The sequence below is a fragment of the Pseudoflavonifractor gallinarum genome (genome assembly GCF_014982855.1).
GTDB classification, from domain to species: domain Bacteria; phylum Bacillota; class Clostridia; order Oscillospirales; family Oscillospiraceae; genus Pseudoflavonifractor_A; species Pseudoflavonifractor_A gallinarum.
In genome coordinates, this window is sequence record NZ_JADCKF010000008.1 from 75097 (window position 1) to 99753 (window position 24657).

Annotated in this window: 21 protein-coding genes; 5 read left to right on the top strand and 16 right to left on the bottom strand. The window is 64.8% G+C overall.

Translation table 11 applies throughout. The annotated features are described in order from the left end of the window. Positions 1 to 7: 7 nt before the first annotated feature. The 15 genes from mgtA (INF37_RS09840) to INF37_RS09910 all read right to left on the bottom strand — a co-directional run bounded on the left by mgtA (INF37_RS09840) (position 8) and on the right by INF37_RS09910 (position 18060). Positions 8 to 2764 carry a magnesium-translocating P-type ATPase gene (gene mgtA / locus INF37_RS09840; protein WP_193538043.1) on the bottom strand — a complete coding sequence of 919 codons (2757 nt, stop codon included), beginning with the start codon at positions 2762 to 2764 and terminating at the stop codon, positions 8 to 10. Positions 2765 to 3382: 618 nt separating this feature from the next. Beyond that, entirely contained in the window at positions 3383 to 3874 is a 492-nt protein-coding gene (locus tag INF37_RS09845) for a winged helix-turn-helix domain-containing protein (protein ID WP_193538045.1), read from the bottom strand. A 40-nt stretch (positions 3875 to 3914) separates the two neighbouring features. Then, on the bottom strand, positions 3915 to 6575 hold the full coding sequence (gene mgtA, locus INF37_RS09850; RefSeq protein WP_193538047.1) for a magnesium-translocating P-type ATPase: 2661 nt from the start codon (positions 6573 to 6575) through the stop codon (positions 3915 to 3917). A gap of 129 nt (positions 6576 to 6704) precedes the next feature. Further along, complete coding sequence (locus INF37_RS09855; RefSeq protein WP_193538049.1) at positions 6705 to 7658, bottom strand: D-2-hydroxyacid dehydrogenase; 954 nt, start codon at positions 7656 to 7658, stop codon at positions 6705 to 6707. 176 nt (positions 7659 to 7834) lie between these two features. Further along, complete coding sequence (locus tag INF37_RS09860; protein WP_193538051.1) at positions 7835 to 8665, bottom strand: HAD family hydrolase; 831 nt, start codon at positions 8663 to 8665, stop codon at positions 7835 to 7837. Next, positions 8666 to 9613, bottom strand: coding sequence for a transketolase family protein (locus INF37_RS09865; protein WP_101692734.1), 948 nt, complete (start codon positions 9611 to 9613; stop codon positions 8666 to 8668). A gap of 3 nt (positions 9614 to 9616) precedes the next feature. Next, a complete protein-coding gene (locus tag INF37_RS09870) occupies positions 9617 to 10462 on the bottom strand; it encodes a transketolase (protein ID WP_101692733.1) in 846 nt (281 codons plus the stop codon). 455 nt (positions 10463 to 10917) lie between these two features. Then, positions 10918 to 11514, bottom strand: coding sequence for a cytidylate kinase-like family protein (locus INF37_RS09875; protein ID WP_101692732.1), 597 nt, complete (start codon positions 11512 to 11514; stop codon positions 10918 to 10920). 115 nt (positions 11515 to 11629) lie between these two features. Then, positions 11630 to 12349, bottom strand: coding sequence for an RNA polymerase sporulation sigma factor SigE (gene sigE / locus INF37_RS09880; RefSeq protein WP_101692731.1), 720 nt, complete (start codon positions 12347 to 12349; stop codon positions 11630 to 11632). Positions 12350 to 12386: 37 nt separating this feature from the next. Beyond that, positions 12387 to 13235, bottom strand: a complete 849-nt coding sequence (locus INF37_RS09885) for a sigma-E processing peptidase SpoIIGA (protein WP_328821067.1) — start codon at positions 13233 to 13235, stop codon at positions 12387 to 12389. A gap of 450 nt (positions 13236 to 13685) precedes the next feature. After that, complete coding sequence (gene dapF, locus INF37_RS09890) at positions 13686 to 14483, bottom strand: diaminopimelate epimerase (RefSeq protein ID WP_328821068.1); 798 nt, start codon at positions 14481 to 14483, stop codon at positions 13686 to 13688. 12 nt (positions 14484 to 14495) lie between these two features. Then, a complete protein-coding gene (locus tag INF37_RS09895) occupies positions 14496 to 15044 on the bottom strand; it encodes an ANTAR domain-containing response regulator (protein WP_193538055.1) in 549 nt (182 codons plus the stop codon). A gap of 31 nt (positions 15045 to 15075) precedes the next feature. Continuing rightward, a complete protein-coding gene (gene glnA, locus INF37_RS09900; protein ID WP_101692727.1) occupies positions 15076 to 16407 on the bottom strand; it encodes a type I glutamate--ammonia ligase in 1332 nt (443 codons plus the stop codon). Positions 16408 to 16544: 137 nt separating this feature from the next. After that, a complete protein-coding gene (locus INF37_RS09905) occupies positions 16545 to 17147 on the bottom strand; it encodes a histidine phosphatase family protein (protein ID WP_101692726.1) in 603 nt (200 codons plus the stop codon). 10 nt (positions 17148 to 17157) lie between these two features. Then, positions 17158 to 18060, bottom strand: a complete 903-nt coding sequence (locus INF37_RS09910; RefSeq protein ID WP_193538057.1) for a DMT family transporter — start codon at positions 18058 to 18060, stop codon at positions 17158 to 17160. Between the two features lie 260 nt (positions 18061 to 18320). Between INF37_RS09910 and INF37_RS09915 the strand changes: the two genes are divergently transcribed. The 3 genes from INF37_RS09915 (at position 18321) to INF37_RS09925 (ending at position 21594) form a co-directional block, all read left to right on the top strand. Further along, on the top strand, positions 18321 to 20012 hold the full coding sequence (locus INF37_RS09915) for a glutamine--tRNA ligase/YqeY domain fusion protein (RefSeq protein WP_101692724.1): 1692 nt from the start codon (positions 18321 to 18323) through the stop codon (positions 20010 to 20012). A 69-nt stretch (positions 20013 to 20081) separates the two neighbouring features. Next, complete coding sequence (locus tag INF37_RS09920) at positions 20082 to 21110, top strand: threonine aldolase family protein (protein ID WP_193538059.1); 1029 nt, start codon at positions 20082 to 20084, stop codon at positions 21108 to 21110. Between the two features lie 19 nt (positions 21111 to 21129). After that, positions 21130 to 21594, top strand: a complete 465-nt coding sequence (locus INF37_RS09925) for a phosphate-starvation-inducible PsiE family protein (RefSeq protein ID WP_193538060.1) — start codon at positions 21130 to 21132, stop codon at positions 21592 to 21594. A gap of 44 nt (positions 21595 to 21638) precedes the next feature. Here the strand turns inward: INF37_RS09925 and INF37_RS09930 are convergent, their stop codons facing one another. Further along, positions 21639 to 22736, bottom strand: coding sequence for a helix-turn-helix transcriptional regulator (locus INF37_RS09930; protein ID WP_193538062.1), 1098 nt, complete (start codon positions 22734 to 22736; stop codon positions 21639 to 21641). Between the two features lie 196 nt (positions 22737 to 22932). Between INF37_RS09930 and INF37_RS09935 the strand changes: the two genes are divergently transcribed. Continuing rightward, on the top strand, positions 22933 to 23478 hold the full coding sequence (locus INF37_RS09935; RefSeq protein ID WP_235964290.1) for an RNA polymerase sigma factor: 546 nt from the start codon (positions 22933 to 22935) through the stop codon (positions 23476 to 23478). Beyond that, positions 23471 to 24604: a hypothetical protein gene (locus INF37_RS09940; protein WP_193538064.1), complete on the top strand. Its 1134-nt coding sequence runs from the start codon at positions 23471 to 23473 to the stop codon at positions 24602 to 24604. The genes INF37_RS09935 and INF37_RS09940 overlap by 8 nt, the downstream gene beginning before the upstream one ends. Positions 24605 to 24657: the final 53 nt, after the last annotated feature.

Genomic DNA, 24657 nt, shown 5'->3' on the forward strand with positions numbered 1-24657 from the left:
TCCTTTTTCACAGCAGCTCGCCGTAATGGCGCACATAGGCTTTTTTCAGGCTTGTGGCCAGCATCATATAGAGCACGATGCAGGGGATCAGATAGGCAAAGTACGCCGCCGGAAGGGCCACCAGACCCAGCAGGGTACCCAGCTTCGTAAAGGGAATCACGGTCAGCACCGCGATCCCGGTGAAGGTCAGCAGAGTCACCCCGGCGGAGGCCCGGCTCTGGAGGAAGGGCAGCTTGGGGGTGCGGATCATGTGGATGACCAGGGTCTGGCTCCACATGGACTCCACGAACCAGCCGGCGTGGAACATGGCGGCATAGGTCTGCTGCATCCCGGCCAGCTCCGCGCCGCTGTAATAGGCGGGGAGGTCGTTGTACAGAATCCCGTGGGAGACAAAGAGCGGACAGAAGACAAAGTACAAAAAGGCGTAGGTGGTCCAGTCGAAGATGGAGCTGGTGGGCCCGATCCACAGCATGAATTTTCCGATGCTGGAGGCGTCCCACTTGCGGGGCTGGGCGATGAACTCCTCGTCCACATTGTCCCAGGGGATGGCGGTGCAGCTCAGGTCATAGATCAGGTTGAGCAGGATCAGATGGATGCTCTCCATGGGCAGGAAGGGCAGCAGGGCCGAGGCCGCCAGCACGGAAAACATGTTCCCGAAGTTGGAGGAGGCCGTCATCTTGATGTATTTGATCATGTTGGCGTAGGTCTTGCGGCCCTCCACGATCCCCCGCTCCAGCACCATCAGGTCCTTTTCCAGCAGGATGATGTCGGCCGACTCCTTGGCGATGTCTACCGCCGTATCCACCGAGATGCCGATGTCCGCCGCCTTCATGGCGGCCGCGTCGTTGATGCCGTCGCCCAGGAAGCCCACCGTGTGGCCCCCCTGCCGCAGGGCGGAGACCACCCGGGCCTTCTGGTCGGGGGAGAGCTTGGCGAAGATGTCGGTGTGCTCGGCCGCCCGGACCAGGGCCTCATCGCTCATCCGCTCCACATCGGAGCCCAGCAGCATCTTGCTGCCCCGCAGGCCCACCTGCTTGCAGATGCAGCGGGTCACCCGCTCGTTGTCCCCGGTCAGGATCTTGGTGGTCACCCCGTGGTCTCTGAGGGCCCGGATGGCCTGGGCGGTGGACTCCTTGGGCGGGTCCAGGAAGGCCAGGTAGCCCATGAGGACCATGTCCCGCTCCTCCTCGGCGTGGTAGGTATCCACCCGCTCCACCATCTTCTGGGCCAGGGCGATGACCCGCATCCCGTCCTCGTTCAGGCGGTCCACGGTCTCCAAGATCTCCCGGCGGGTCTCCTCGGTGAGGGGGCGGATCTCCCCCCGGTACTCGGTCCAGGCGCAGACGGCGCACATCTCCTCCACCGCGCCCTTGGTGATCATCTGGCGCTTTCCGCTCAGGTCCTCCACCACCACGGAGAGGCGGCGGCGGGTGAAGTCAAAGGGGATCTCATCCACCTTGCGGTACCGCTGGGACAGGTTGACCAGCTGGGGCTGGGAGGCCTCTTCCTCCTCGGTGCGCTCGATGATGGCCACGTCCATCAGGTTGCGGTAGCCCGTCTGGAAATAGCTGTTCAGATAGGCGTGGCGCAGCACTCTGGCGTCCTCCTTCCCGGACACGTCCATGTGGTATTCCAGCACCACCTTGTCCTGGGTCAGCGTCCCGGTCTTATCGGTGCAGAGCACATCCATGGCCCCGAAGTTCTGGATGGAGTTGAGGTTTTTCACGATGGTCTTTTCCTTGGACATGGAGACCGCCCCCTTGGCCAGGCAGGTGGTCACGATCATGGGGAGCATCTCGGGCGTCAATCCCACCGCCACCGAGATGGCGAACAGGAAGGCCTCCAGCCAGTCCCCCTTGGTCAGGCCGTTGATGAAGAAGACCACCGGGACCATGACCAGCATGAAGCGGATCAGGACCCAGGAGACCGCGTTGACCCCCTTGGTGAAGTTGGTCTCCACCGCCTCTCCGGCCACCGAGACCGCCATGGAGCCAAAGAGGGTGTCGTCCCCCACGGCCAGGGCCACGGCGGTGGCGCTTCCGCTGATGACATTGCTCCCCAGGAAGGCGATGTTGGGAAGGTCGGTCACCGGCACATCCGCATTGGCGCAGCTCTCGGGCGTCTTCTCCACCGGGTCGCTCTCCCCGGTCAGGGCGGCCTGGCTGATGAACAGGTCCTTGGCCGCCAGGATGCGCACATCCGCCGGGACCATGTCCCCCGCGGAGAGGTGGATGATGTCCCCCGCCACCACCTCTTCCAGGGGGATCTCGCCCGTCCCCTGCTCCCGGCGGGTCACCGTGCAGGTGGTGGTGATCATGGCCAGCAGCCGCTCGGCCGCGTTCCCCGAGCGGGACTCCTGCACGAAGCGCAGGGTCCCGGACAGAAAGACCATGGTCAGAATGATGATCACCGTCAGGGGGGCCACCTCCTCCGGCTGGTGCTGGTACAGCGGGATGAGGATGTCGGTAAACATGGACACCACGGCCAGACAGAAGAGAATGGCCGTGAAGGGGTTGATGAAAGAGCCCGCCACCCGGGCGGCCAGGGACTTCTTCTTCTCATGGGTCACCTGATTGCGCCCATAGAGGTTCCGGTGCAGGAGCACCGCGTGCTCTTCCAGTCCGCCCATGGCGGTGTCCCACCGCTCCAGTACGGTCTTGATGCCGCTGGTGGCGGCAAAGGTCAGTGCCTCGTGGTTCTTCTCCCGGGCGGCAGAGGCGGCTGCGCTGCGGGCCGGGACGTTCTGCTGTTTCTTGCGATGCATGGGGCTTGATCCTCCTTTTTCTCGGGCATCCAGCCGCCGCACACACCTCCGCAAGGGGTGGTTTTGGCGGCCTTCCCCTCAGTTTTCCGGCATAAAAGCGGGCCGGCATCCATCAAAACCACCTCCTGATGTCATTCAAATTGCCCGGTTCCCCGGGCGCAGGTTATAGTATAGCTTTTTTCTCCCCCGGATCCCATGTTCAAATCCTTGCGATTCTCTTGCCTTTGCGCAAGAAACGGGCTGCCGCACAAGAACGTGCGGCAGCCCGTTTCAGACTGTCAATAAAGTGTGCTCCTGCGTTTTTCGCTGCAAGAGCCTCGCAGAGTTCCGCCGCCCGCAGGCGGCGGAAGAGGGTGGGATCGTGTTTTCCGGCGGCGTGTACGTCGGAAAACACTCTTCTCAGGCCGCAAGTGTGTGGCCCTTCCCGGGAACCCAAACAAAGCCCAGCGAAGCGGGGGTTTGTTTGGGAGAGGAGGGGCAAGGGAGCAAAGTGAGCCCTGGCCTTCAGGCCGGGGGGAACGGTGCGGACTTTGACCCGACGATGCGTGCGGCGGTCTGCATCCCCTCGAAAAAATGCTTGCATTTTTGAGAAGCGTGTCGAAAGACTTCGACACGCTATCACAGGTCGTCATTGAATTTGTACCCGATCCCCCAGATGGTGAGGATATACTCGGGCGCGTCCGGGTTGGGCTCGATCTTTTTCCGCAGCTTGCGGATGAAGGCCATGATGTTGCTGTCGGTGGTGTAATAGTCCTCCTCCCACACCGCCTGGTAGATCTGCTCCTTGGTAAAAACGGTCCCCCGGTTCTGGGCCAGGAAATACAGGATGTCGAACTCCTTGGGGGTCAGGGCGATCTCCTTCCCGGCCCGGAGCACCCGTCTGCTCCGGGGGGATATGACAAGGTCTCCGCAGGTCATCCCGTCGGCCTCCGTCTCCCCGGCCGCACCGCCCACCTCGAGCATCAGGGCGTCGGAGGCCCCCGTCCCCAGGCTCTCGATCCCCCGGCGCAGTTCTCTTCCCCCCGGCGTATCGGGGGCCCCGCGCTCCAGCGCCTGCCGGAGCCATTGGAGGACGGCGGAGTCCAGGGAGGCAAAATAGATTTTTTTCACGCGGTCTCCTCCCCTTTCTCCCACACATGGAATGGATGTCTCACCACAGCGTATGATACCGCCTGAGATAGTACCGCTTGGCCAGTGTGACCAGCAGCATATAGCACAGCACCATGCCGGCCAGGAACAGGAAATAGACCCCCGGCAGCGGGGTCAGCCCCAGCCAGGCCGCCGCCGGTGTATACACCACCGCCGTCAGCGCCAGCAGTCCCCCGGAGGTCACCAGCCACACCACGCCGGACGCCCGGCTCTGAACAAAGGGGATGTGCCGGGTGCGGAGCATGTGCAGGATGAGCACCTGGGTCCACATGGACTCCAGAAACCACCCGGTGTGGAACAGCATGGCATACTGCTCCTGCATGGCCCCGGACAGGGCGGCGTATCCGCCCCCCAGCAGGGAGGGACAGAGGACCCAGTACAAAAAGGCGAAGGTCAGCAGGTCGAACAGAGAGCTCACCGGTCCGAAAAACCGCATGAACCGCCCCAGAGTATGGCCCGACCAGATGCTGGGCCTGCCGCAGTCCTCCCCGTCCACCCGGTCCCAGGGGAGGGTCATGCACAGCAGGTCATAGAGCAGATTGAGGAGCAGCAGCTGGATGGAGGTCATGGGCAGGAAGGGCAGGAAGGCGCTGGCCAGCACGATGGAGAAGATGTTCCCGAAATTGGACGAGGCCGTGATGTGGATATACTTGCTCATGTTGGCAAAGGCCCGGCGCCCCTCCAGGATGCCCTGTTCCAGCACGTTGAGGTCTTTTTTCAGGAGGATGACGTCGGCGGCCTCCTTGGCGGCCGGCGCGGCCGTGTCCACGGAGATGCCCACGTCGGCACTGGTCATGGCGGCCAGGTCGTTCATCCCGTCCCCCAGGAAGCCCACGGTGTGTCCGTTCTCCCGCAGGAGGCGGATCAGCTCCGATTTCTGCCCCGGCGTCAGCTCGGCAAAGACGTCCGTCTGCTCCACCGCCGTGATGCGCGCATCCTCCGTCAGGGCCATCAGCGCCTCTCCGGTCAGGATCTGCTCCGCCGGGATGCCCAGACGCCGGCACACCGAACCGGCCACGCTCCGGTGGTCCCCGGTGAGCACCTTGACCCGGACATGGAGCTCCCGCAGGCGGCCCAGCGCCTGGGCGGCTGAGCGCTTGGGCGCGTCAAAAAAGACCAGATACCCCAGCAGCGTCAGCTCCCGCTCGTCCTCCGGACAGAGTTTTTGCTTTCCGGGCAGCCTGCGCCCGGCCACGGCCAGCACCTTCATGCCGTCCTCCAGCATCTCGTCCACCACAGCGTGGACCCCTCCGGCATCGGCCGGGTCGATCTCCACGGTCTCTCCCCGGTGGAAGACCCGGCGGCAGCGGGCATAGACCTGCTCCACCGCCCCCTTGGTGATCATAAAGGGCTCCCCCTCCCCGTCGGAGAGGAGGACGCTGGCGCATTTGCGGGTGTAGTCAAAGGGGAGCTCATCCCATTTCCGCACCCGCTGCCCCAGCGCCTGAAAATGCGCCTCCCGGCCCGGCATACCGGAGCAGGCCAGGATGGCCCGGTCCAGATGGTTGGAGGGCCCCCCGTGACAGAGGCTGTTCAGATAGGCGCAGTCCAGCACCGTGCCGCTCTCCTCCCCCAGGATGTCCAGGTAGTACTCCAGATGGATCTCGTCCCCGGTCAGGGTGCCGGTCTTGTCCACGCACAGCACATCCATGCTGCCAAAGCTCTGCATGGCGTTGATGTTCTTGACGATGGTCTGCTTCCGCCCCATGGCGGCGCTCCCCCTGGCCAGGCAGGCGTTGATCACCACGGGGAGCATCTCGGGGGTGAGCCCCACCGCCACCGAGAGGGCAAAGAGAAAGGAGGTCCCCCAGTCCCCTCTGGTCAGGGCCGAGATCACGAAGACCACCGGCACCAGGGTGGTCATGAAGCGGATCAGCACCCAGGCGATGGAGTTGGCCCCCTGGTCAAAGCTCCGTCTGGTCTCCTGCAGCTCCCGGAGGTAGCTCCCGTATACGGTGTGGGGACCCACGGCCAGGACCACGCCCTCGCCACTGCCGCTGAGGACGCTGCTGCCGGTAAAGGCCAGATTGGAGCACGCGCTCAGGGCCGCCGAGCACTCCGGCGGAAGGGGGGATACCGTCTTTTCCAGGACGGTGCTCTCCCCGGTCAGCAGCGACTGGGAGACAAAGAGGCCGTGCACGCCGGTCAGGCGCAGGTCGGCCGGGACCCGGTCTCCGGTGGAGAGGAGCACCACGTCCCCCACCACCAGCTCCTCCGCCGGGATGCGCAGCACCTGTCCTCCCCGCCGGACCGAGACGGTGATGGCGCGCTCTCCGATCAGCCGGTCGGCCGCCGAGCCCGCTCTCCGCTCCTGGAGCAGCCGGACGGCCCCTCCGGCCACCAGCATCAGGAGGATGAGGGCCACCGTGGTCCCGTTCCGGCTGAAATTGGAGTCCAGCCAGACGTCGGTGACAAAGGACACCGCCGCCAGCACCAGCAGGATCACGCTGAAGGGGGTGATGAACGCCCGGCGGAGCCGCGCTCCCGGCCCCTCCTCCGTGCGGTACCCGATCCGGTTTTCTCCGTACTTCTCCCGCATCCGGGGGATCTGCTCCCGGCTCAGCCCCGTGGGGGTCACCCGGAGCTCCCGGTAAAGGGTCTCCACGTCCTCCCGCGCATAGCGGCGCAATCGCTCCTGCGGCGATGACGGTATCTGCTCCATGGCGCACACTCCCCTCCGGCCGTGCTCTCCGCACTTGTGTCCTGCCTATTGTACCATATTCTCTTCCCCTTGGGTGAGCTGAAATTCTTGCGATTTTCTTGCCCTTCCAGGTCTAGGGCGTCCCGCTTCTCAGGGATTCACCACGTTCACCGGCGTGCCGGCCAGGAAACACTCCAGATTGTGGGCCGCGATCTCCATCAGGCGCACCCGGGTCTCCCGGGGGCCCCAGGCCAAATGGGGCGTGATGATGCAGTTGGGCGCGCCGATGAGGAGGTCTCCCGAGCGGGGCGGCTCCTCACACAGCACATCCAGGGCCGCGCCCCCCACCTGTCCGGAGCAGAGGGCCTCATAGAGGGCGCTCCCGTCGATGAGCGGTCCCCGGGCGGTGTTGAGAATCAGAACGCCCCGCTTCATGGCGGCCAGGCGCGCGCGGTTGAGGAAGCCCCTGCGCTCCTCGGTCAGGGGGCAGTGGAGGGAGAGGATATCCGAGCGGCGCAGGACCTCCTCCAGAGGGGCGGCGCGCAGCCCGGGCATCTCCTCGATCGTGTGGGAGGAGGAGACCAGCACCTCCATCCCGAAGGCCAGGGCGAGACGGGCCACCGCCTGGCCGATCCGGCCATAGCCAACGATGCCGAAGGTCTTGCCCTCCAGCTCCATCATGGGCTTCTCCCAGTAGCAGAAATCCTCGATCCGGGCCCAGTTCCCCGCCTTGACGCTCTCGCTGTGCAGACCCACGTGGTTGGTGAGCTCCAGCAGCAGCGCAAAGACGTGCTGGGCCACCGCATGGGTGCTGTACGCCGGAATGTTGGTCACGACGATCCCCCGCTCCCGGGCCGCCTCCAGGTCCACCACGTTGTACCCGGTGGCCAGGACGCTGATATAGCGCAGGTTGGGGCAGGCCTCCAGCACCGCGCGGTCCAGAACGGTCTTGTTGGTCATGGCCACCTGGGCCTCCCCGATGCGCTCGGCCACCAGCTCCGGCGGCGTGCGGTCATAGACCGTCAGCGTTCCAAACCGCTCCAGAGGGGCCCAGTCCAGATCGCCCGGATTGAGGGTGTACCCGTCCAAAATCACACAATTCATAAACATTCTCCCTTCTGCTTCCGGCTGCTCCCGGAGCAAGACACAAAAAGCGGCGCGGTCCCATTTCGAGACCGCGCCGCCGTATCGTTCCTTGGTACGCTTTGCATGCCGCCCCGCAAGCCGGGGCAGCCCATCCGTGACCCGAAACCGCTTCTTGTGGGATGAACCCCTGTCCGTTACGCCTCTGGGTGGAGCACATAGCGCTCCACCATCCGGCCCACGCCGTCCTCCTGATTGGAGGGGGCGATCTGACCGGCCGCTTCCCGGGCACAGTCCATCCCGTTTTCCATGGCAAAGGAGCACCCCGCCCAGCGGAGCATCTCCACATCGTTTCCGCCGTCCCCGAAGGCCATGACCTCCTCCCGGGCGATCCCCAGGCGGGCACACAGCTGCGCCAGGGCCCGGCCCTTGTCGGCGCCCGCCGAGCTGATCTCCAGGTTATGGGACAATCCGGAGGTCACATAGAGCCCCGGGATGGAGGCAAGCTCCTCCCGCAGCGGGGCGCGGACGGCCTCGGGAACGAAGAAGTTGTCGATCTTCTCCACCCGCCGTCCGGCCAGGATCTCCTCCAGGGAGTCCACCAGGGTGATCACCCGCTCGGCGGTGCGCTGAAATTCCGGCGACAGGCAGAAATGCTGTCCCATCTCGGCCAGCACGGCCCGCTCCAGATAGGCCTCCCCGTCCGAGTAGGTCAGGAAGGGCACGCCCGCCCGGCGCAGCATCCCGAAGAGACGCCGCCAGACCGGCTCCTCCAGACCGTTCCGGTCCAGCCAGACATCCTCCGCCACGGCCCGGGTGCTCGTCCCGTTGCAGAGGATGGTGTAGTCCACGCACCCCAGCTTCTCCACGCTGTCCCGCACGAAGCACCAGGGCCTCCCGCTGGCCAGGACGATGTGCACCCCCCGCTCCGACGCCGCGCGCAGGGCCGCGCAGCTGCGGGGCGAGATGGTCACATGGTCCCGCTCCAGGAGGGTGCCGTCCATATCGGTGGCAATGAGACGGATCATTTACTTCTTCAGAGCCACCGCGGCGCGGGCCTGGGTCGCGATCCCCTCGGGGGTGAGACCGTAGTGCTCCAGCACCAGGGGGGCCTTGCCGGAGCGGCCGAACACGTCGTTGACGCCGTGGCGCACCACGGGCACGGGGCACACGCCGGAGAGATAGCCGGCCACGGCCTCGCCCAGACCGCCCAGGATGTTGTGCTCCTCGGTGGTCACGATGGCGCCGGTCTCCCGGGCGGCGCGGAGCAGCAGCTCCTCGTCCAGGGGCTTGATGGTGTGCATGTCGATGACCCGGGCGTCGATGCCGTCGGCCTGGAGCATCTCGGCGGCCTTCAGGGCCATCTGCACCATCATGCCGGTGGCCACGATGGTCACATCGCTGCCGTCCTTCAGGGTGGTGCCCTTGCCCAGCTCAAAGGTGTAGCCGGGGATGGTGTCGGTGACGGTCTCCACCGCCAGGCGGCCCAGACGCAGGTAGGCGGGGCCCTCATAGTCCAGCAGGGCCTTGACCGCCAGCTTCATCTCGTGGCCGTCGCAGGGGCAGCACACCAGCATGCCGGGAATGGAGCGCATGGTGGCGAAGTCCTCGCAGCACTGATGGGTGGCGCCGTCCTCGCCCACGCTCAGACCGCCGTGGGAGCCCACCACCTTCACATTCAGGTGGGGGTAGGCCACGGAGTTGCGCACCTGCTCAAAGGCGCGGCCGGCGGCAAACATGGCGAAGGTGGCGGCAAAGGGCTTTTTGCCGCAGGTGGCAAGGCCGGCGGCCACGCCGACCATGTTGCTCTCGGCGATGCCCATGTTGAAAAAGCGCTCCGGATAGGCCTTGGAAAAATTCTTGGTCATGGTGGCGCCCGAGAGGTCGGCGTCCAGCACCACCAGCTCGGGATACTGCTCCGCCAGTTCTACGATAGCCTCGCCGAAGGCGGCGCGGGTTGCGATCTTATCAGCCATGGTTTACTTCCCCTCCAGTTCGTTCAGCTTGGCTTCCAGCTCGGCATGGGCCTTCTCATACTGCTCGTCGTTGGGAGCCTTGCCATGCCAGCCGGCGTCGTTCTCCATGAAGGAGACGCCCTTGCCCTTGACCGTGCGGGCCAGGATGACGGTGGGCTTGTCGGTGCAGGCGCGGGCCTGCTCCAGCGCGTCGGCGATGGCCGCATAGTCGTGGCCGTCCACCTGGAGCACGTTCCAGTTGAAGGCGGCAAACTTCTGATCCAGAGGCTCGGTGGGCATGACGTCGGCGGTCTTGCCGTCGATCTGAAGGCCGTTCACATCCACGAAGGCGCAGAGGTTGGACAGATGGTACTTGGCCGCGGCCATGGCGGCCTCCCAGATCTGGCCCTCGGCCACCTCACCGTCGCCCAGGACGGCATAGACCCGGTAGTCCTTCTTGTCCAGCTTGCCGGCCAGAGCCATACCCACCGCGGTGGAGAGGCCCTGTCCCAGGGAGCCGGTGGACATGTCCACGCCGGGGACGTGCACCATGTCGGGATGGCCGGAGAGATGGCCCTCAATGGAGCGGAAGAGCTTGAGCTCCTCCACGGGGAAGAATCCCCGCAGCGCCAGCACGGAGTAGAGCGCGGGCGTGCAGTGGCCCTTGGAGAGCACGAAGCGGTCCCGATCGGGGGACTTGGGCTCCTTGGGGTCCACCTTCATCTCGTGAAAATAGAGCACCGTCAGGATGTCCATCGCGGACAGCGCGCCGCCGATGTGGCCGGAAGCCGCCGTATGGACCATATCCATGCCCAGCAGGCGCCCTTTTGCAGCGGTGACTGCCAGTTCATGTACCTTTGCCTGTTCCATTTGATTCACCTGTCCTTTGAACGATATTTTGAACCATTGCTTTCAGTATAGCCCACCGCGGCCCAGTTCGCAAGATAAAAAACGCCTTTCTTCGTGCGGAAAGCAAATTCCGCCCCCCGCCCCCGGTCCGGAACCCGAAAAACGGCCCGGAGACCATACGATCTCCGGGCCGTCCCAGCGTGTCGAAAAACTTCGACACGCTTCTCAAAAATGCAAGCATTTTTTCGAGGGGATGCAGGCCGCCGCGCGCGTGCCCCTTTGGGGCACACACTAACGGCCTGAGCAGGGTGTTTTCCGACGTACATGCCGCCGGAAAACACGATTTTGACTCTTTTCCGCCGTCTGCCGACGGCGGAACTCTGCGAGGCTCTTGCAGCATAAATCACAGTAATACACTTTATCGACAGCCTGAAACGGCCCGGAGACCATACGATCTCCGGGCCGTCCTGTCTTGTTTATTTGCCGTTCTCATCCATGGCCAGCGCGGCGGCCTGAATGGCCTTCACCGACTCCTCAATGCCGATGCGGCTGTTGATGCACAGATCGTAGTTGTTCATATCGCCCCACTTTTTCCCCACAAAATGGTTGTAGTAGGAGGCGCGGTAGCGGTCCTGCCGGGTCACGTAGTTTTCGATATGGACGCTCTCCACCCCGTACTCCTCCCGGGCGCGGCGGGCCCGCTCCTCCAGCGGGGCCATCACAAAGACCCGCAGGCAGTTGGGGAACTCGTCCAGGATGTAGTCGGAGCAGCGGCCCACGATGACACAGGGGCCCTTTTGAGCCGCCTCCTTGATGATCTTGGACTGGGCGATGAACACCTGATCGGGCAGGGGCAGCATCTGCGTCATATTGTACAGATCGAACATAAAGCTGCCGGTGGGGCGGGTCTCCGCCTGGCGGATGTAGTTCTCCGTCAGACCGGTCCGCTCGGCCACCGCCTGAATGATCTCCTTGTCATAGTATGGAACCTCCAGCGCTTCCGACAGTCTCCGGGCGATGATGCGTCCGCCGGAACCGTATTGGCGGCTGATGGAAATGACGACCTGTTTCATAAAAGGCACCTCCCTGTTTCGGTCGTGTTCCGGATCTCCTCCGGTATAGTATTATTATACCATAATTTCTCCAAACAGAAAGGTAATTTTGACACTTTTTTCAAAAAATTGTCGTTCAGATCATCCGCAGGATCTCCCGCTTGAGGCGGGAGATGATCCGCTTCTCCAGCCGGGAGATGTAGGACTGGGAGATCCCCAGCCGGTCGGCCACCTCTTTTTGGGTCTGCTCCGCTCCGCCGCTGAGCCCGAAGCGCAGGGTGATGATCTCTCGCTCCCGGGGCTCCAGCTTCTCCAGGGCGTCGAAGAGGAGCTGCCGGTCCACATCCTCCTCGATGGGGCGCATGACCAGGTCGCTCTCGGTCCCCAGCACGTCGGAGAGGAGCAGCTCGTTGCCGTCCCAGTCGGTGTTGAGGGGCTCGTCAAAGGAGACCTCGGTCTTCTGGTTGGAGGTCTTGCGCAGGTGCATGAGGATCTCATTCTCAATGCACCGGGACGCATAGGTGGCCAGCTTGATGTTCTTGGCCGGCTTGTAGGTGGACACGGCCTTGATGAGTCCGATGGTCCCGATGGAGATCAGGTCCTCCAGCCCCACGCCGGTGTTCTCAAATCGACGGGCGATGTAGACCACCAGGCGCAGGTTGTGCTCGATCAGGCGCTTTTTCGCCCACTCGTCCCCCTCCTCCAGCCGCTGGATGAGCTCCGCCTCCTCCTCCCGGGGAAGCGGGGCGGGCAGCGTGTCGCTGCCGCCGATGTACATGACCTTTCCCGGCAGCGACAGGCCAAGCCTCGTCAGGAGCCGCTGTATCCCCGTGTAGATGCGCAGGCGCAGATTCATACCCTTTCTCCTCCTCCCGGTCCTCACCGGGTCTGATTTACAGCGCGCCGATGAGCGCGGTGCAGTTTCCTCCGTCGGATACCGGCGTGGGCGAGAGGGCCACCAGCAGGTCGCCCAGCTCCTCTCCCCCCACCCGGACCGAGTCGGCCCGGACCGCCAGGAGAAAGCCGCACTCCACCCCCACCGCCCGGTAGGGCAGCAGGCGCAGACGGCGTCCCAGCGCGCCCTGGCTCAGCTTCTCCATCCCCTCCACCGGGTGGGTGAGGGCCCAGGGATCGGGGCCGCTCCCGGGCGGAAAGAGGTCCTCCAGCTTTCGCCCCTCCGCCACCAGCACCATCCGCCCGCTCACCGGATCGGTGAGGGTGTGGCCGGTGTCCACCAGCGTGACCAGGGATACCGTCCGCTCCCCCAGCCGGACCACGGCGGTGCGCAGCTCCCGGGGCGTGTGGACCGCCCCCCGCCGGAAAACTAGGGTCAAAAGCGTATAGCACCCGGCCGCCGAGAGCAGGATGAGCCGCAGGTCCATCCCGGAGTAAAAGATCCCGTTTTTCAGGGTGAGCCCCCGCCCGCCCAGCAGCGCGATGGCGAACACGCCGCCCCCGAAGGCGGCCGACACGCCGAAGAACACCAGGCTCACCCGCAGCAGGCGGGGACTGCGCCCGTAGGCCAGCAGGAGCATGGCCACCCCCACCGCCAGCTTGCAGAGGGGATGGAGCAGAAATCCCATCCCCGGAAAGCACACCGCGGCGGCATAGAGCCCGCCCAGCGCGGCCCCGGCCCCCAGCCAGAGGCGGCGCAGCCGTTCCCCCGCCAGCTTGCCCGCCGAGAGCAGGAGCAGATAGTTGACCGTCAGATTGAGCAGGAACAGCTCGTCTATGTAGACCACCGTCAACGGCCTCCCCCCTTTCCGTGCCCCCCATTATAAGCCCGTCCCGCCACAAAAAAGGTCATAAGCCGTTGCCCCCCATCTTCCTCACGCTTCCCCATGATACGACAAAACCGGCGCCCAGTAGGGCGCCGGTCAGACTGTCGATCACATCAGTCTGTGATTTTTGCGGTAACGCCTCGCAGAGTTCCGCCGTCCGCAGACGGCGGAATCAAGTCCAGTCGTGTTTTCCGACGGCGTGTACGTCGGAAAACACTCCCCTCAGGCCGCAAGTGTGCGAGTCGGGAACCCAAACGAAGCCCAGCTAAGCGGGTTCGTTTGGGAGAGGAGGGACAAGGGAGCAGAGTGAACCCTGGCCGTCAGGCCGGGGCGAACGGTACGGACTTTGACCCGACGAAGTGCGCGCAGCGGACTGCATCCTTCTCTCAAAAATGCTTGCATTTTTGAGAATCAGTCCTCGATAAGTTCTCCCTCAAAGACGGTGACGGCCCCACCGGTCATGAAGACGTGGCCGGTCTCCTCGTCCCAGCGGATGTGCAGGCGGCCGCCCAGCAGGTCCACGTCGGCGCTGCGGCCGCACTTGCCGTTGAGCACCGTGGCCACCAGCACCGCGCAGGCGCCGGTGCCGCAGGCCATGGTCTCGCCGCTGCCCCGCTCCCACACCCGCATGCGCAGGTGGTCCGGGCCCAGGACCTGCACGAACTCGGTGTTCGTCCGGTTGGGGAAGCTGGGGTGGTGCTCAAAATCTGGGCCCAGCCGGGGCAGGTCCACCGCTCCCGGGTCGTCCACATAGAGCACCGCATGGGGGTTGCCCATGGAGACCGGCGTTACGGTGTAGTCCTCTCCCTGGATGGTGAGGACCCGGTTCTCCTCCCAGGTGGGGACCCCCATGTCCACCGTCACCGCGGACACCTTCCCGTGCTCCAGGTGGAGCTCCAGGTGCTTGATGCCGGCCAGGGTCTCCACCGTCAGGCTGGTCTTGCCCACCAGCCCCTTGTCGTAGGCAAACTTTCCCACGCAGCGGATGCCGTTGCCGCACATCTCGCTCTCCGAGCCGTCGGCATTGTACATCCGCATCCGCACGTCGGCACAGTCCGAGGGACAGATGCAGATCAGTCCGTCCGAGCCGATGCCGAAGTGCCGGTCAGACACCCGCCGGGCCAGGGCGGGCAGGTCCTCCGGCATTTCCCGGGTACAGTCCAGGTAGACATAGTCGTTGCCCAGACCCTGCATTTTGGTAAACTTCACGCCAATTCCTCCTTATCCATACAGCGCCAGTCCCGCCTCCCGCTCCAGGAGGAGCCGGGCGGTCTCCGCCAGCTTTCGTCCGCAGATCATGCTTCTCTGCTGGAGCAGGCGGTGGGCCTGCCCCTCGTCCATCCCCCGCTGCTCCATGAGCCACTCCTTGGCCCGGCGGATGAGCTCCTCCTCCCCGGCCGGGCGGACACTCAGCCGGACGCTCTGGGCCAGGCCCAGCGCCCGCTCCACCCCCTCCAGCAGGGCGTTGCGGGAGAGCGGGGTGGAGAGGGTCACCAGCCCATCGGAGCGCCCGCACAGGCTCAGCAGATTCTCCGGCGCCACCAGCACCATGGTGCGCCCGGCCGGCAGGTCAAAAAACAGCTCCTCCGCCGTGGCGTCGGGCAGCTTGTAGCCGCAGACCACCGTGGGGATCTGCTGCTGGCCCAGCAGGAGGCGGACCTCCGCCGCCGTGCGGCAGATCAGTCCCCGGGCCAGGCCCGCTCCTTCCAGCAGCGCACGGACCTTCCGGCTGGTGTTCTCATTCTCAAAGGCAAGTACGACGCGCTCCAACCCCACTCAACTCCCTGTGCGCTGTGCTCCATCAATAGAGGGTGATGTATTTCTCCCGCTCCCAGGAGCTGACGCGGGTCTTATACTCGTACCACTCCTTCTTTTTGCCCTGGATGTAGTAGGAGGAGACATGATCCCCCAGGGCATCCATGAGCAGCTGGTCCTTCTGCAGCTCCTTGATGGCGCTGGAGAGGGAGTCGGGCAGGCTCTCGATCCCACGGGCGGCCCGGGCGGCGTCGTCCATGGCATAGATGTTCTCGGTGATCTCCTCCGGCGGGGTGAGGCCCCGCTCGATGCCGTCCAGTCCGGCGGCCAGGCACACAGCAAAGGCCAGATAGGGATTGCAGGACGGGTCGGGGGAGCGCAGCTCCACCCGGGTGGACTGCCCCCGGGCGGCCGGGATGCGGATGAGGGCCGAGCGGTTGGAGGCCGACCAGGCCAGATAGCAGGGGGCCTCATAGCCCGGCACCAGGCGCTTGTAGGAGTTGACCAGGGGATTGGTGATGGCCGAGATCCCCTTCACATGGGCCAGAATGCCCGCGATGAAGCTGTACGCCTCCTTGGAGAGTCCCCGGCGGTCATTGGGATCGTAGAACACGTTCTTGCCGTCCCGGAAGAGGGACATGTTGGTGTGCATGCCCGATCCGGCCACGCCGAAGATGGGCTTGGGCATAAAGGTGGCGTGGAGGCCGTTCTTCTGGGCCAGGAGCTTGACCGCCAGCTTGAAGGTCATGATGTTGTCGGCGGCGGTGAGGGCGTCGGCGTACTTGAAGTCGATCTCATGCTGGCCCGCGGCGTTCTCGTGGTGGCTGGCCTCGATCTCAAAGCCCATCTCCTCCAGGTTGAGGCAGATCTCCCGCCGGGTGGTCTCCCCGTGGTCCAGGGGGCCCAGGTCAAAATAGCCCGCCTCGTCGTTGGTCTCGGTGGTGGGGTTCCCGTGCTCGTCGGTCTTGAAGAGGAAGAACTCACACTCAGGCCCCACATTGAAGGTGTCGTAGCCCATGGCCTTCATCTTCTCGGTCATGCGCTTGAGCACGTTCCGGGGGTCTCCCATGAAGGGGGAGCCGTCGGTGTTGTACACGTCGCAGATCATCCGGGCCGTCTTGCCGAACTGGGCCCGCCAGGGGAAGATGGTGAAGGTGTCCCGGTCCGGGTAGAGGCACTGGTCCGACTCGTCGATGCGGACAAAGCCCTCCACCGAGGAGCCGTCAAACATGATCTGATTGTTGACCGCCTTCTCCACCTGGGAGGCGGTGAGGGCCACATTCTTCAGCTGTCCAAAGATGTCGGCAAACTGCATGCGGACAAATTTGATATCCTCCTCCCGCACGATGCGGATGATGTCTTCCTTACTCAGTGCCATGACGGGTAATCCCCCTTTTAATATATGTGTGATCCTGGCAAAAAGGGCGCTCCTCTCCCGTCCTTCGGGAGCCGGAACGCCCTTGTCCTCGACTCATGTACTTCCCTTCCCGCGCCGGAAGGGCCGTCTTGTCCATCCTACCATATCCGTCCCTCTTTGGCAAGGGGGAGGGGAAAGGAATCTCGCCCCTCCAGCACTGCCCACTGGGCATTGTCCAGCCGGTAGCGGCGGTTCATCTCCGCAAAGCTGCCCCCCTCCAGCCAGCAGAGGGTCCCCTTGATCACCGCGCTGTGGGCCACCACCAGGGCGGTCCCCTCCCCAGAGCGGCTGATCTGTTCCAGGGCGGGCAGGACCCGGCAGAGCATGGCCGCGAAGGACTCGCCCCCCAGGGGGGCCATGCGGAGGCGGTCGGCCTCATAGCGCCGGTACTCCTCCCGCCAGCGCTTCTGGATCTCGGTCCAGGCATGTCCCTCCCAGTGGCCGAAGGAGATCTCCCGCAGGCCCTCCACCGGCTCGGGCGTCAGGCCCAGCAGTCCGCCCGCGATCTGGGCGGTCTCCAGGGCCCGCTTCTGGGGGCTGGCATAGATCCGCTCCACCCGCTCCCCGGCCGCCAGCAGGCGGCGGGCCAGCTCGGCGGCCTGGGCCCTGCCCCGGTCGTTGAGGGTGGTGTCGCTCTGTCCCTGGATCTGTCCCCGGGCGTTCCAGTCGGTCTCTCCGTGCCGTGCCAGCAGCAGTCTCATAGCGTCCTCCTCACTTGGCCGCCGCCCGGCAGTTGAGCAGCAGTCCCGCAATGATGACCCCGATGCCCAGGAACTGGACCGGGGTGGGCATGGCGTCTCCCAGCAGCACCACCCCGCCGATCAGGGTAAAAATGATCTCGCCCGCGATGGTCCCCTCGGCCAGGGACAGGAGCTTGGGGTCCCCCCGTCCCAGATTGGTGGCCTGGAAAAAGAGGATGGTGGCGATGACCGCCGAGAAGATGGCCACCAGCAGCGCCTGGAAGCACTGGCTCCCGCTGGGCAGCCGTCCCTGGACCACCGCCACGGCCGAGAGGGCCAGGAAGAAGGGCAGGCTGCAAATGGTCATGCCCAGCACCCGCTGGGGGGTGTCCAGCTCCTCCCCGCACAGGTCCATCATCTTGCGGTTGCCCAGGGGGTAGGCCACCGCCGCCACCGAGATGAGCCCCAGGCAGGTCAGCACCCCGCCCCCGGCCTCCCCGCTCAGGAGGCGCTCGCTCTGGATGAGGACCACCCCCAGCAGGATGACTGCCACCGCGCCCAGGCTCCGGCGGGGAATCTTCTTCCCCCACAGGGGATTGAGGAAGACCCCCGCCACAATGGTCAGCTGCCACAGGGACACCGTGAGCCAGGACTCCCCGAAGTCGGAGGCCCAGGTCAGAGGGGCGTAAAAGAGGCCGAAGCCCACCGTGCTCCAGAGCAGCCAGGGCCCCGGACTGCGCCGGATGGACTCCAGCACCGGGCCCAGCTTGTGCCGCACCCCCACCATCCCCCACAAAAACGGCAGGGAGAACAGATAGCGCAGCGATGCGCTCCAGATCCAGTATCCGCCGGAGAGATTCATGCTCCGGTTGAGAATAAAGGTAAAGGCAAAGAAAAAGGAGGACAGGATACCCAGTCCTAAAATGCGTTTCATGACAAGCTCCTCTCTCCGGCGGCGCTCCCCCGGGATGGGGCGGAAACCGCACGGTCTGTCTCATTCTAGACGGCAAAACGCTCCCCTGTCAAGGTCTGCCCCGGCGGCAGGCGGGAAAATCCGCGGTTTTTTCCCGTTTCCCTCCCCTTCACGGGCACAGAAGTCTTGCAAACTTCGTATCCATCAGTATATAATAGGAAAAGTCACCTGTCCCTGCCCCGGCGGCGGGCGGGCGCCGATAATACAAAGGAGTGAATGATATGCCTGACGAACTGAATCCACCCGTAATGGCCCAGAACTTTATCCATGATTTCATTGACGAGGATATCGCGCAGGGCGGTCAGTTCCAAGGTATGACCGTCCACACCCGTTTTCCCCCCGAGCCCAACGGCTACCTGCACATCGGCCACGCCAAGGCCATCTTCGTGGACTTCGGCACCGCTGAGAAGTACGGCGGACTGTGCAACCTCCGCATGGACGACACCAACCCCACGAAAGAGGATGTGGAGTATGTGGAGGCCATCCAGGAGGACATCCACTGGCTGGGCTACGACTGGGGCGACCGGTTCTTCTTTGCCTCGGACTATTTTGAGCAGATGTACCAGTACGCCGTGGAGCTCATCAAGAAGGGCCTGGCCTATGTCTGTGAGCTCACCCCGGAGCAGTTTAAGGAATACCGCGGGGACGTGAACACCCCCGCCCGCTCCCCCTACCGGGACCGCCCGGTGGAGGAGTCCCTGGACCTCTTCGCCCGGATGCGCGCCGGCGAGTTCGAGAACGGCCGCATGACCCTGCGGGCCAAGATCGACCTCACCAGCGGCAACTTCAACATGCGCGACCCGGTCATCTACCGCATCAACCATATGCACCATCACCGCCAGGGGGACAAGTGGTGCATCTATCCCATGTACGACTTCGCCCATCCGCTGGAGGACGCTCTGGAGGGGATCACCCACTCCCTGTGCTCCCTGGAGTTTGAGGACCACCGTCCCCTCTACGACTGGGTCATCCAGCACTGCGATGTGCCCGCCAAGCCCCGCCAGATCGAGTTCGCCCGGCTGGGCATCAACTACACCGTCATGTCCAAGCGCAAGCTCCGCCAGCTGGTGGAGGAGGGCCGGGTCTCCGGCTGGGACGATCCCCGCATGCCCACCCTCTGCGGCCTGCGCCGCCGTGGCTACACCCCCCGCTCCATCCGCAACTTCTCCGAGCGCAACGGCGTGAGCAAGGCGGCCTCCACGGTGGAGTTTGCCTTCCTGGAGCACTGCCTGCGGGAGGACCTCAACGAGACTGCCCAGCGCGTCATGGCGGTCCTGCGCCCCGTGAAGCTGGTCATCACCAACTACCCCGAGGGTCAGAGCGAGACCTTCGAGGTGGAGAACAACCCCAACCGGCCCGAGGACGGCACCCGGACCGTCACCTTCTCCCGGGAGCTCTATGTGGAGGCCGAGGACTTCCTCCCCGAGCCCGTGCCCAAGTACAAGCGCCTCTATCCCGGCGGACCCGAGTGCCGCCTGAAGGGCGCCTACCTCATCAAGTGTGTGGGCTATGAGACCGACGATGCCGGCAACGTCATTGAGATCGCCGCCGAGTACGATCCCGACAGCCGGGGCGGCGATCCCGCCGACGGCCGCAAGGTGAAGGGCGCCACCATCCACTGGGTGGACGCCGCCACCGCCGTGGACGCCGAGGTCCGCCTCTATGACAACCTCTTCGCCGACGCCGAGCCCGATGCCGGCGACAAGAATTTCCTGGACTGCCTGAATCCCGGCTCTCTGGAGGTCCTCACCGGCTCCAAGGTGGAGGCCAGTCTGGCCGGCGCCCAGGCGCCCGCCTCCTACCAGTTCCTCCGCCAGGGCTATTTCTGCGTGGACAACAAGGATTCCCAGCCCGGCCACCTGGTCTTCAACCGCTCCGTCAGCCTGAAGGACAGCTTCAAGCCCGGCAAGTAATCCAGTCTGTCAAGCCTGTGGGCGGTATCCAATGGGATACCGCCCACGTTTTGAAATGAGGGAAATGTGATGTATCTGTTCCGCAACGACTACTCCTTCGGCGCCCATCCTAAGGTGCTGGAGGCCCTGTCCGCCAGCAATCTGGAGGGCAACCCCGGCTATGGCTTCGACCCCCACTGTGAGGCGGCCGCCGCCCGGATCAAGGAGCTCTGCCAGGCCCCCCAGGCCGATGTGCAGTTCCTGATCGGCGGCACCTCGGCCAACTTCACCGCCATCGCCGCCTTCCTCCGCCCCTGGGAGGGGGTGTTCTGCGCCCAGACCGGCCATGTCAATGGCCACGAGTCCGGCGCGGTGGAGGCCACCGGGCACAAGCTCCTCCCCCTGGAGGCCGGCCCCGACGGCAAGCTGACCCCCGCCCTCATCGAGGCGGCCCTCCCGGCCTATGAGGACATCCACCTGGTCAAGCCCCGGCTGGTCTACATCTCGGACGCCACCGAGACCGGCGGCGTCTACACCAAGGCCGAGCTGGAGGCCCTCTCCGCCTGCTGCCGTGCCCACGACCTGCTCCTCTTCCTGGACGGCGCCCGCCTGGGCTGTGCCCTCACCTCCCCCGCCAACGACCTGGCCCTCCCCGACCTGGCCCGCCTGACCGACGCCTTCTACATCGGCGGCACCAAGAACGGCGCCCTCATGGGCGAGGCGCTGGTCCTGGTCAACCCCGCCCTTCAGGGGGATTTCTTCCGCATCAAGAAGCAGCGGGGCGCCGTCCTGGCCAAGGGCTGGCTGCTGGGCGCCCAGTTCGAGGCCCTGCTGAAGGACGACCTCTATTTCCAGCTGGCCCGCCACTCCAACGACATGGCCCGCAAGCTCCAGGACGGACTGAAGGCCAAGGGGTACTCCTTCCTCTTCGAGTCCCCCTCCAATCAGATCTTCCCCATCGTGCCCGACGCCATCCTCCCGGAGTTGGAGCGGATCTGTGCCTTTGAGGTATGGGGCGCGGCGCCCGAGGCCGGCCATACCGTCATCCGTCTGGTGGCCAGCTTTGCCACCGAGCCCTCCGATGTGGACGGGCTGCTGAACGAGTTCCCCCTGCCCTGATTGAACCGGAGGGATTTTTATGGACAGTGAACTGCTGAAACTGCGCATCCCCTCGTACATCTACCGTGTGGCCCAACTGCTGGAGATCGTGGTGAGCCTCATTGTGATTGTCGCCATCACCTTGTCGGTCTGGTCGGTTCTCCTGGAGCTGAACATTATGACAAGCGGCCCCGGCAATACCGATCTGCTCCAGACCTTTCTGGCCGACGTTTTTACCGTGGTCATCGGCATCGAGTTCCTCAAGATGCTCAGCCGCCACAATATGAGCTCGGTGGTGGAGGTCCTCCTCTTCGCCATCGCCCGCCAGATGGTCATTGAGCACACCACCGCGGTGGAGAACCTGGTCATGGTGATCGCCATTGCCATTCTGTTCACCATCCGGAAATACCTGTTTATTCCCGGACTGGACGACAAAAAATACAGCCCCCACAGCAAGAAGCGCGCCGACGCGGAGGAGTCCGCTCAGGAGCACATCCACTCCTGAGACGATGAAAAGAGGGTGTACGGGAAACCGTACACCCTCTTTTGTCATATGGTATCCTCTTCCGGCTGCTTCTTCCGCACGGAACATCCGGCCAGAACCAGGTAGAGGACCAGCAGGATCACACCCAGCAGGAACACCCCTGCCGACGGCCTCCACTCCACGATAAAGCGGCTCAGATCGACCTCCGGCGTCCAGGAGTACTCCCGCCCGGTGGAAAGGCTCCAGATCTGTTCGGCGCTTCCCTTTGCAAAGAGCCACATGGGCCCGCACAGGGCGGTCATCAGGAGGGCCGGAACCAGGCGCCTCCGGTCCCGCCGGAAGAGCCACAGATACCAGAGCTCCAGCAGGACCAGCAGTCCGGCAAAGAGCCCACCCTGATACCGGTAGCACCAGATGGGAAGGATGTCCAGGCAGTAGGCGCCCCAGAATCCCAGCACCACCAGGAATCCCGCCGCCGGGAGGAGTGCCCGGCCCCGGGGCAGGGACCACACCGACAGACGGAAGCCCCCTTTTTCCTGAAAATGCCGCCGGGCGAGGCCCATGGTCAGGGCGGTCAGCGCCGCGCCCAGCGCCAGCCAGAGGAAGAGCACCCCCAGCACCATCCCCCTCTGCCGGCCCGACAGCCACAGCTGGAACCAGGTCGACAGGAGCGTGCTCCCTCCTCCCGCGATCAGGACGAGCCCGCCGGCCGCCGCGCCGGCGATCACGCTCAGGTTGACCGCCAGATTCATCCCGGCGTTCCCCAGCCAGAACCAGCGGGAGTGGTAGGCGTAGTACCGCTGGAGGTAGACCCCGTAGGCCATGCAGCCCAGATAGGCCAGGTAGCACACCAGCAGGGGCACAAAGAGCCGCAGGAGATAGAACAGGATGCCGCCCCCCAGGGCAAAGGCAAAGGAGAGCAGGCTCTGGACATCCGTCCGGGTCAGGGCGCGCACCGGCTTTTCCCCGTCCAGCAGATCGTCCACGCTCACCCTCAGGGCCCGGGCCAGGGGCACCAGCAGGGGGACGTCCGGGTATCCGCCCGCCGACTCCCAGCGGGAGATGCTCTTGTTGCTCACCCCCAGGGCGTCGGCCAGCTCCTGCTGGGTCATGTTTTTTTCCTTGCGATAGCGTTTCAGGCGTTCACTGAATTCCGCTTCCATGGTTCCGCCTCCTTTCTTTCTGGCCCCATTGTAGCAGGAAATCGCTCTCGCAGCCACCCCACAGGGCGGGAATTCCCTCCCGGGGGGCGAGAATCGCGCCGTCAGGTCTTTTTTTGTGTCACCTTTTTGCTCCTTCTGCGTCCAGAAGAGGGGAGCAAAAAACACTCCCACACAGCCCCCTTAGGAGGTGTATGCTTTGAAGGAAGAAGCTCTGCTTCGGCACATCCAGGCGGGACGCCGCTGGGCACTCCACGCCGCCATCCGGCGCTACACCGGGTATGTGACCGCGGTCGCCGCCCGCACTCTGGGGCCCTCCCTGCTCCCCGAGGATCTGGAGGAGGTGGTCTCCGATGTGTTTGTGACCCTGTGGCTCCGCTCCGGTGACATCCAGAGCGGTCCGTCCCTGCGCCCCTGGCTGGCCGCCGTGGCCCGGAACAAAGCCGCCGACCGCCTGCGCCGCACCCGGGGTGTCCTCCCCCTCTCCGACACCCTGCCCGCAGTGGGTGATCTGCCCGAGGCCCTGGTGGAGCGGCAGGAGTGCCACGCCCAGCTCCGCCGGGCCGTGGAGGCCATGGAGGAGCCCGACCGTACCCTGTTTCTCCTCTACTACTACGAGGACCAGCCCCTGAAAGAGGTGGCCCCCCGCCTGGGTCTGAGCCTGGCGGCCGCCAAGGCCCGTTTGAGCCGGGGCCGGAAACGCCTGAAAGAGACGCTATTGAAAGGAGGAATCGACCATGCGTGATCACCTGCACGATCTATGGGAGGACCTGGACCTGCCCGAGGCCTACCCCACCGTGGACCCCCGCGCGGTCCGGCGCCGGGTGGACGCCGTATTGGACGGCGCAAAGGGACGAGGACCCCGCCGGCCCTTGCGGGTGGCCCTGTCCGGCCTCCTGCTGGCCGCGGTAGGGATTACCGCCAGCATCTCCATCGCCCTCGCGGATACCGGACAGGCCCTTCCCCCCATCGTCTCTGACCCGCCCGCTGTCTCCGACCCGCCCGCTGTCTCTCCCACCCCCACGCTCCCCCCTGACGGCCACGGGTGGAGCATTATCATCACCCCGGAGGACTATGACAGCGGAAACCCCACCCGGGACCGGACCGATGAAATCTCCGCGCTGCCCGTCTACCCCTCCGGCCCCCTCTCCGCCGAGGCGCAGCAGGCCGCCGCCGAGGATCTGGCCGACGCGCTGGATACCACCCTCCGCGGCACCGACGGTCCCGGCGTCTTTCTCCTGGCCGACGGCACCCAGCTCTCCTTCTCCGCAGATGCCCCCGAGGTGGTCATCGAGCCCACCGATTGCTCCCCTGCCGACCTGCTCTCCCGCCTCACCGGGGGAGGCGCCGTCGAAACGGCCAAGTCGGTCCACTATTCCTTCTCCGGGGAGCCCGACACCCAGTCCCGTTCCTTCCCCGCCGATACCGGGCAACCACTGGAGGAGCAGCTGCTGGACTACACCTTCTCCGCCGCCCGGTCGGACAGCGCCACCTCTCTGCGCCTCACCCTCACGCCGGTCCAGCAGGGGGTCTACCCCATCCGGAGCACGGAGGAGGCCCTCTCCCTCTTCCGCGCGGGAAACTACTTCGGCGTGGAGACCCGCCCAGAGGAGGCCCGTGTCCTGTGGGTCCAGCTGATCTACCGTACCGACGGGATTGGCTCCTCCTTCCTCCAGCCCTTCTATGAGATCATCTATATGCAGGCCTACTGGGATCTCACTCCGGTGATGCACACGGAGAAGGTCCGCCGCTACTCCAGCATCAGCTCCGCCTATGTCCCAGCCGTGACCGACCCCTACCTGGATGAGCTCCGTCCCACCTGGTATATCAATGACACCGACACCGGGCACGGCATCTATGCCCCCTCCTGATCCCCCCAAAAACAAACGCGGCCGCCGCAGAAGATTCGTTCTGCGGCGGCCGC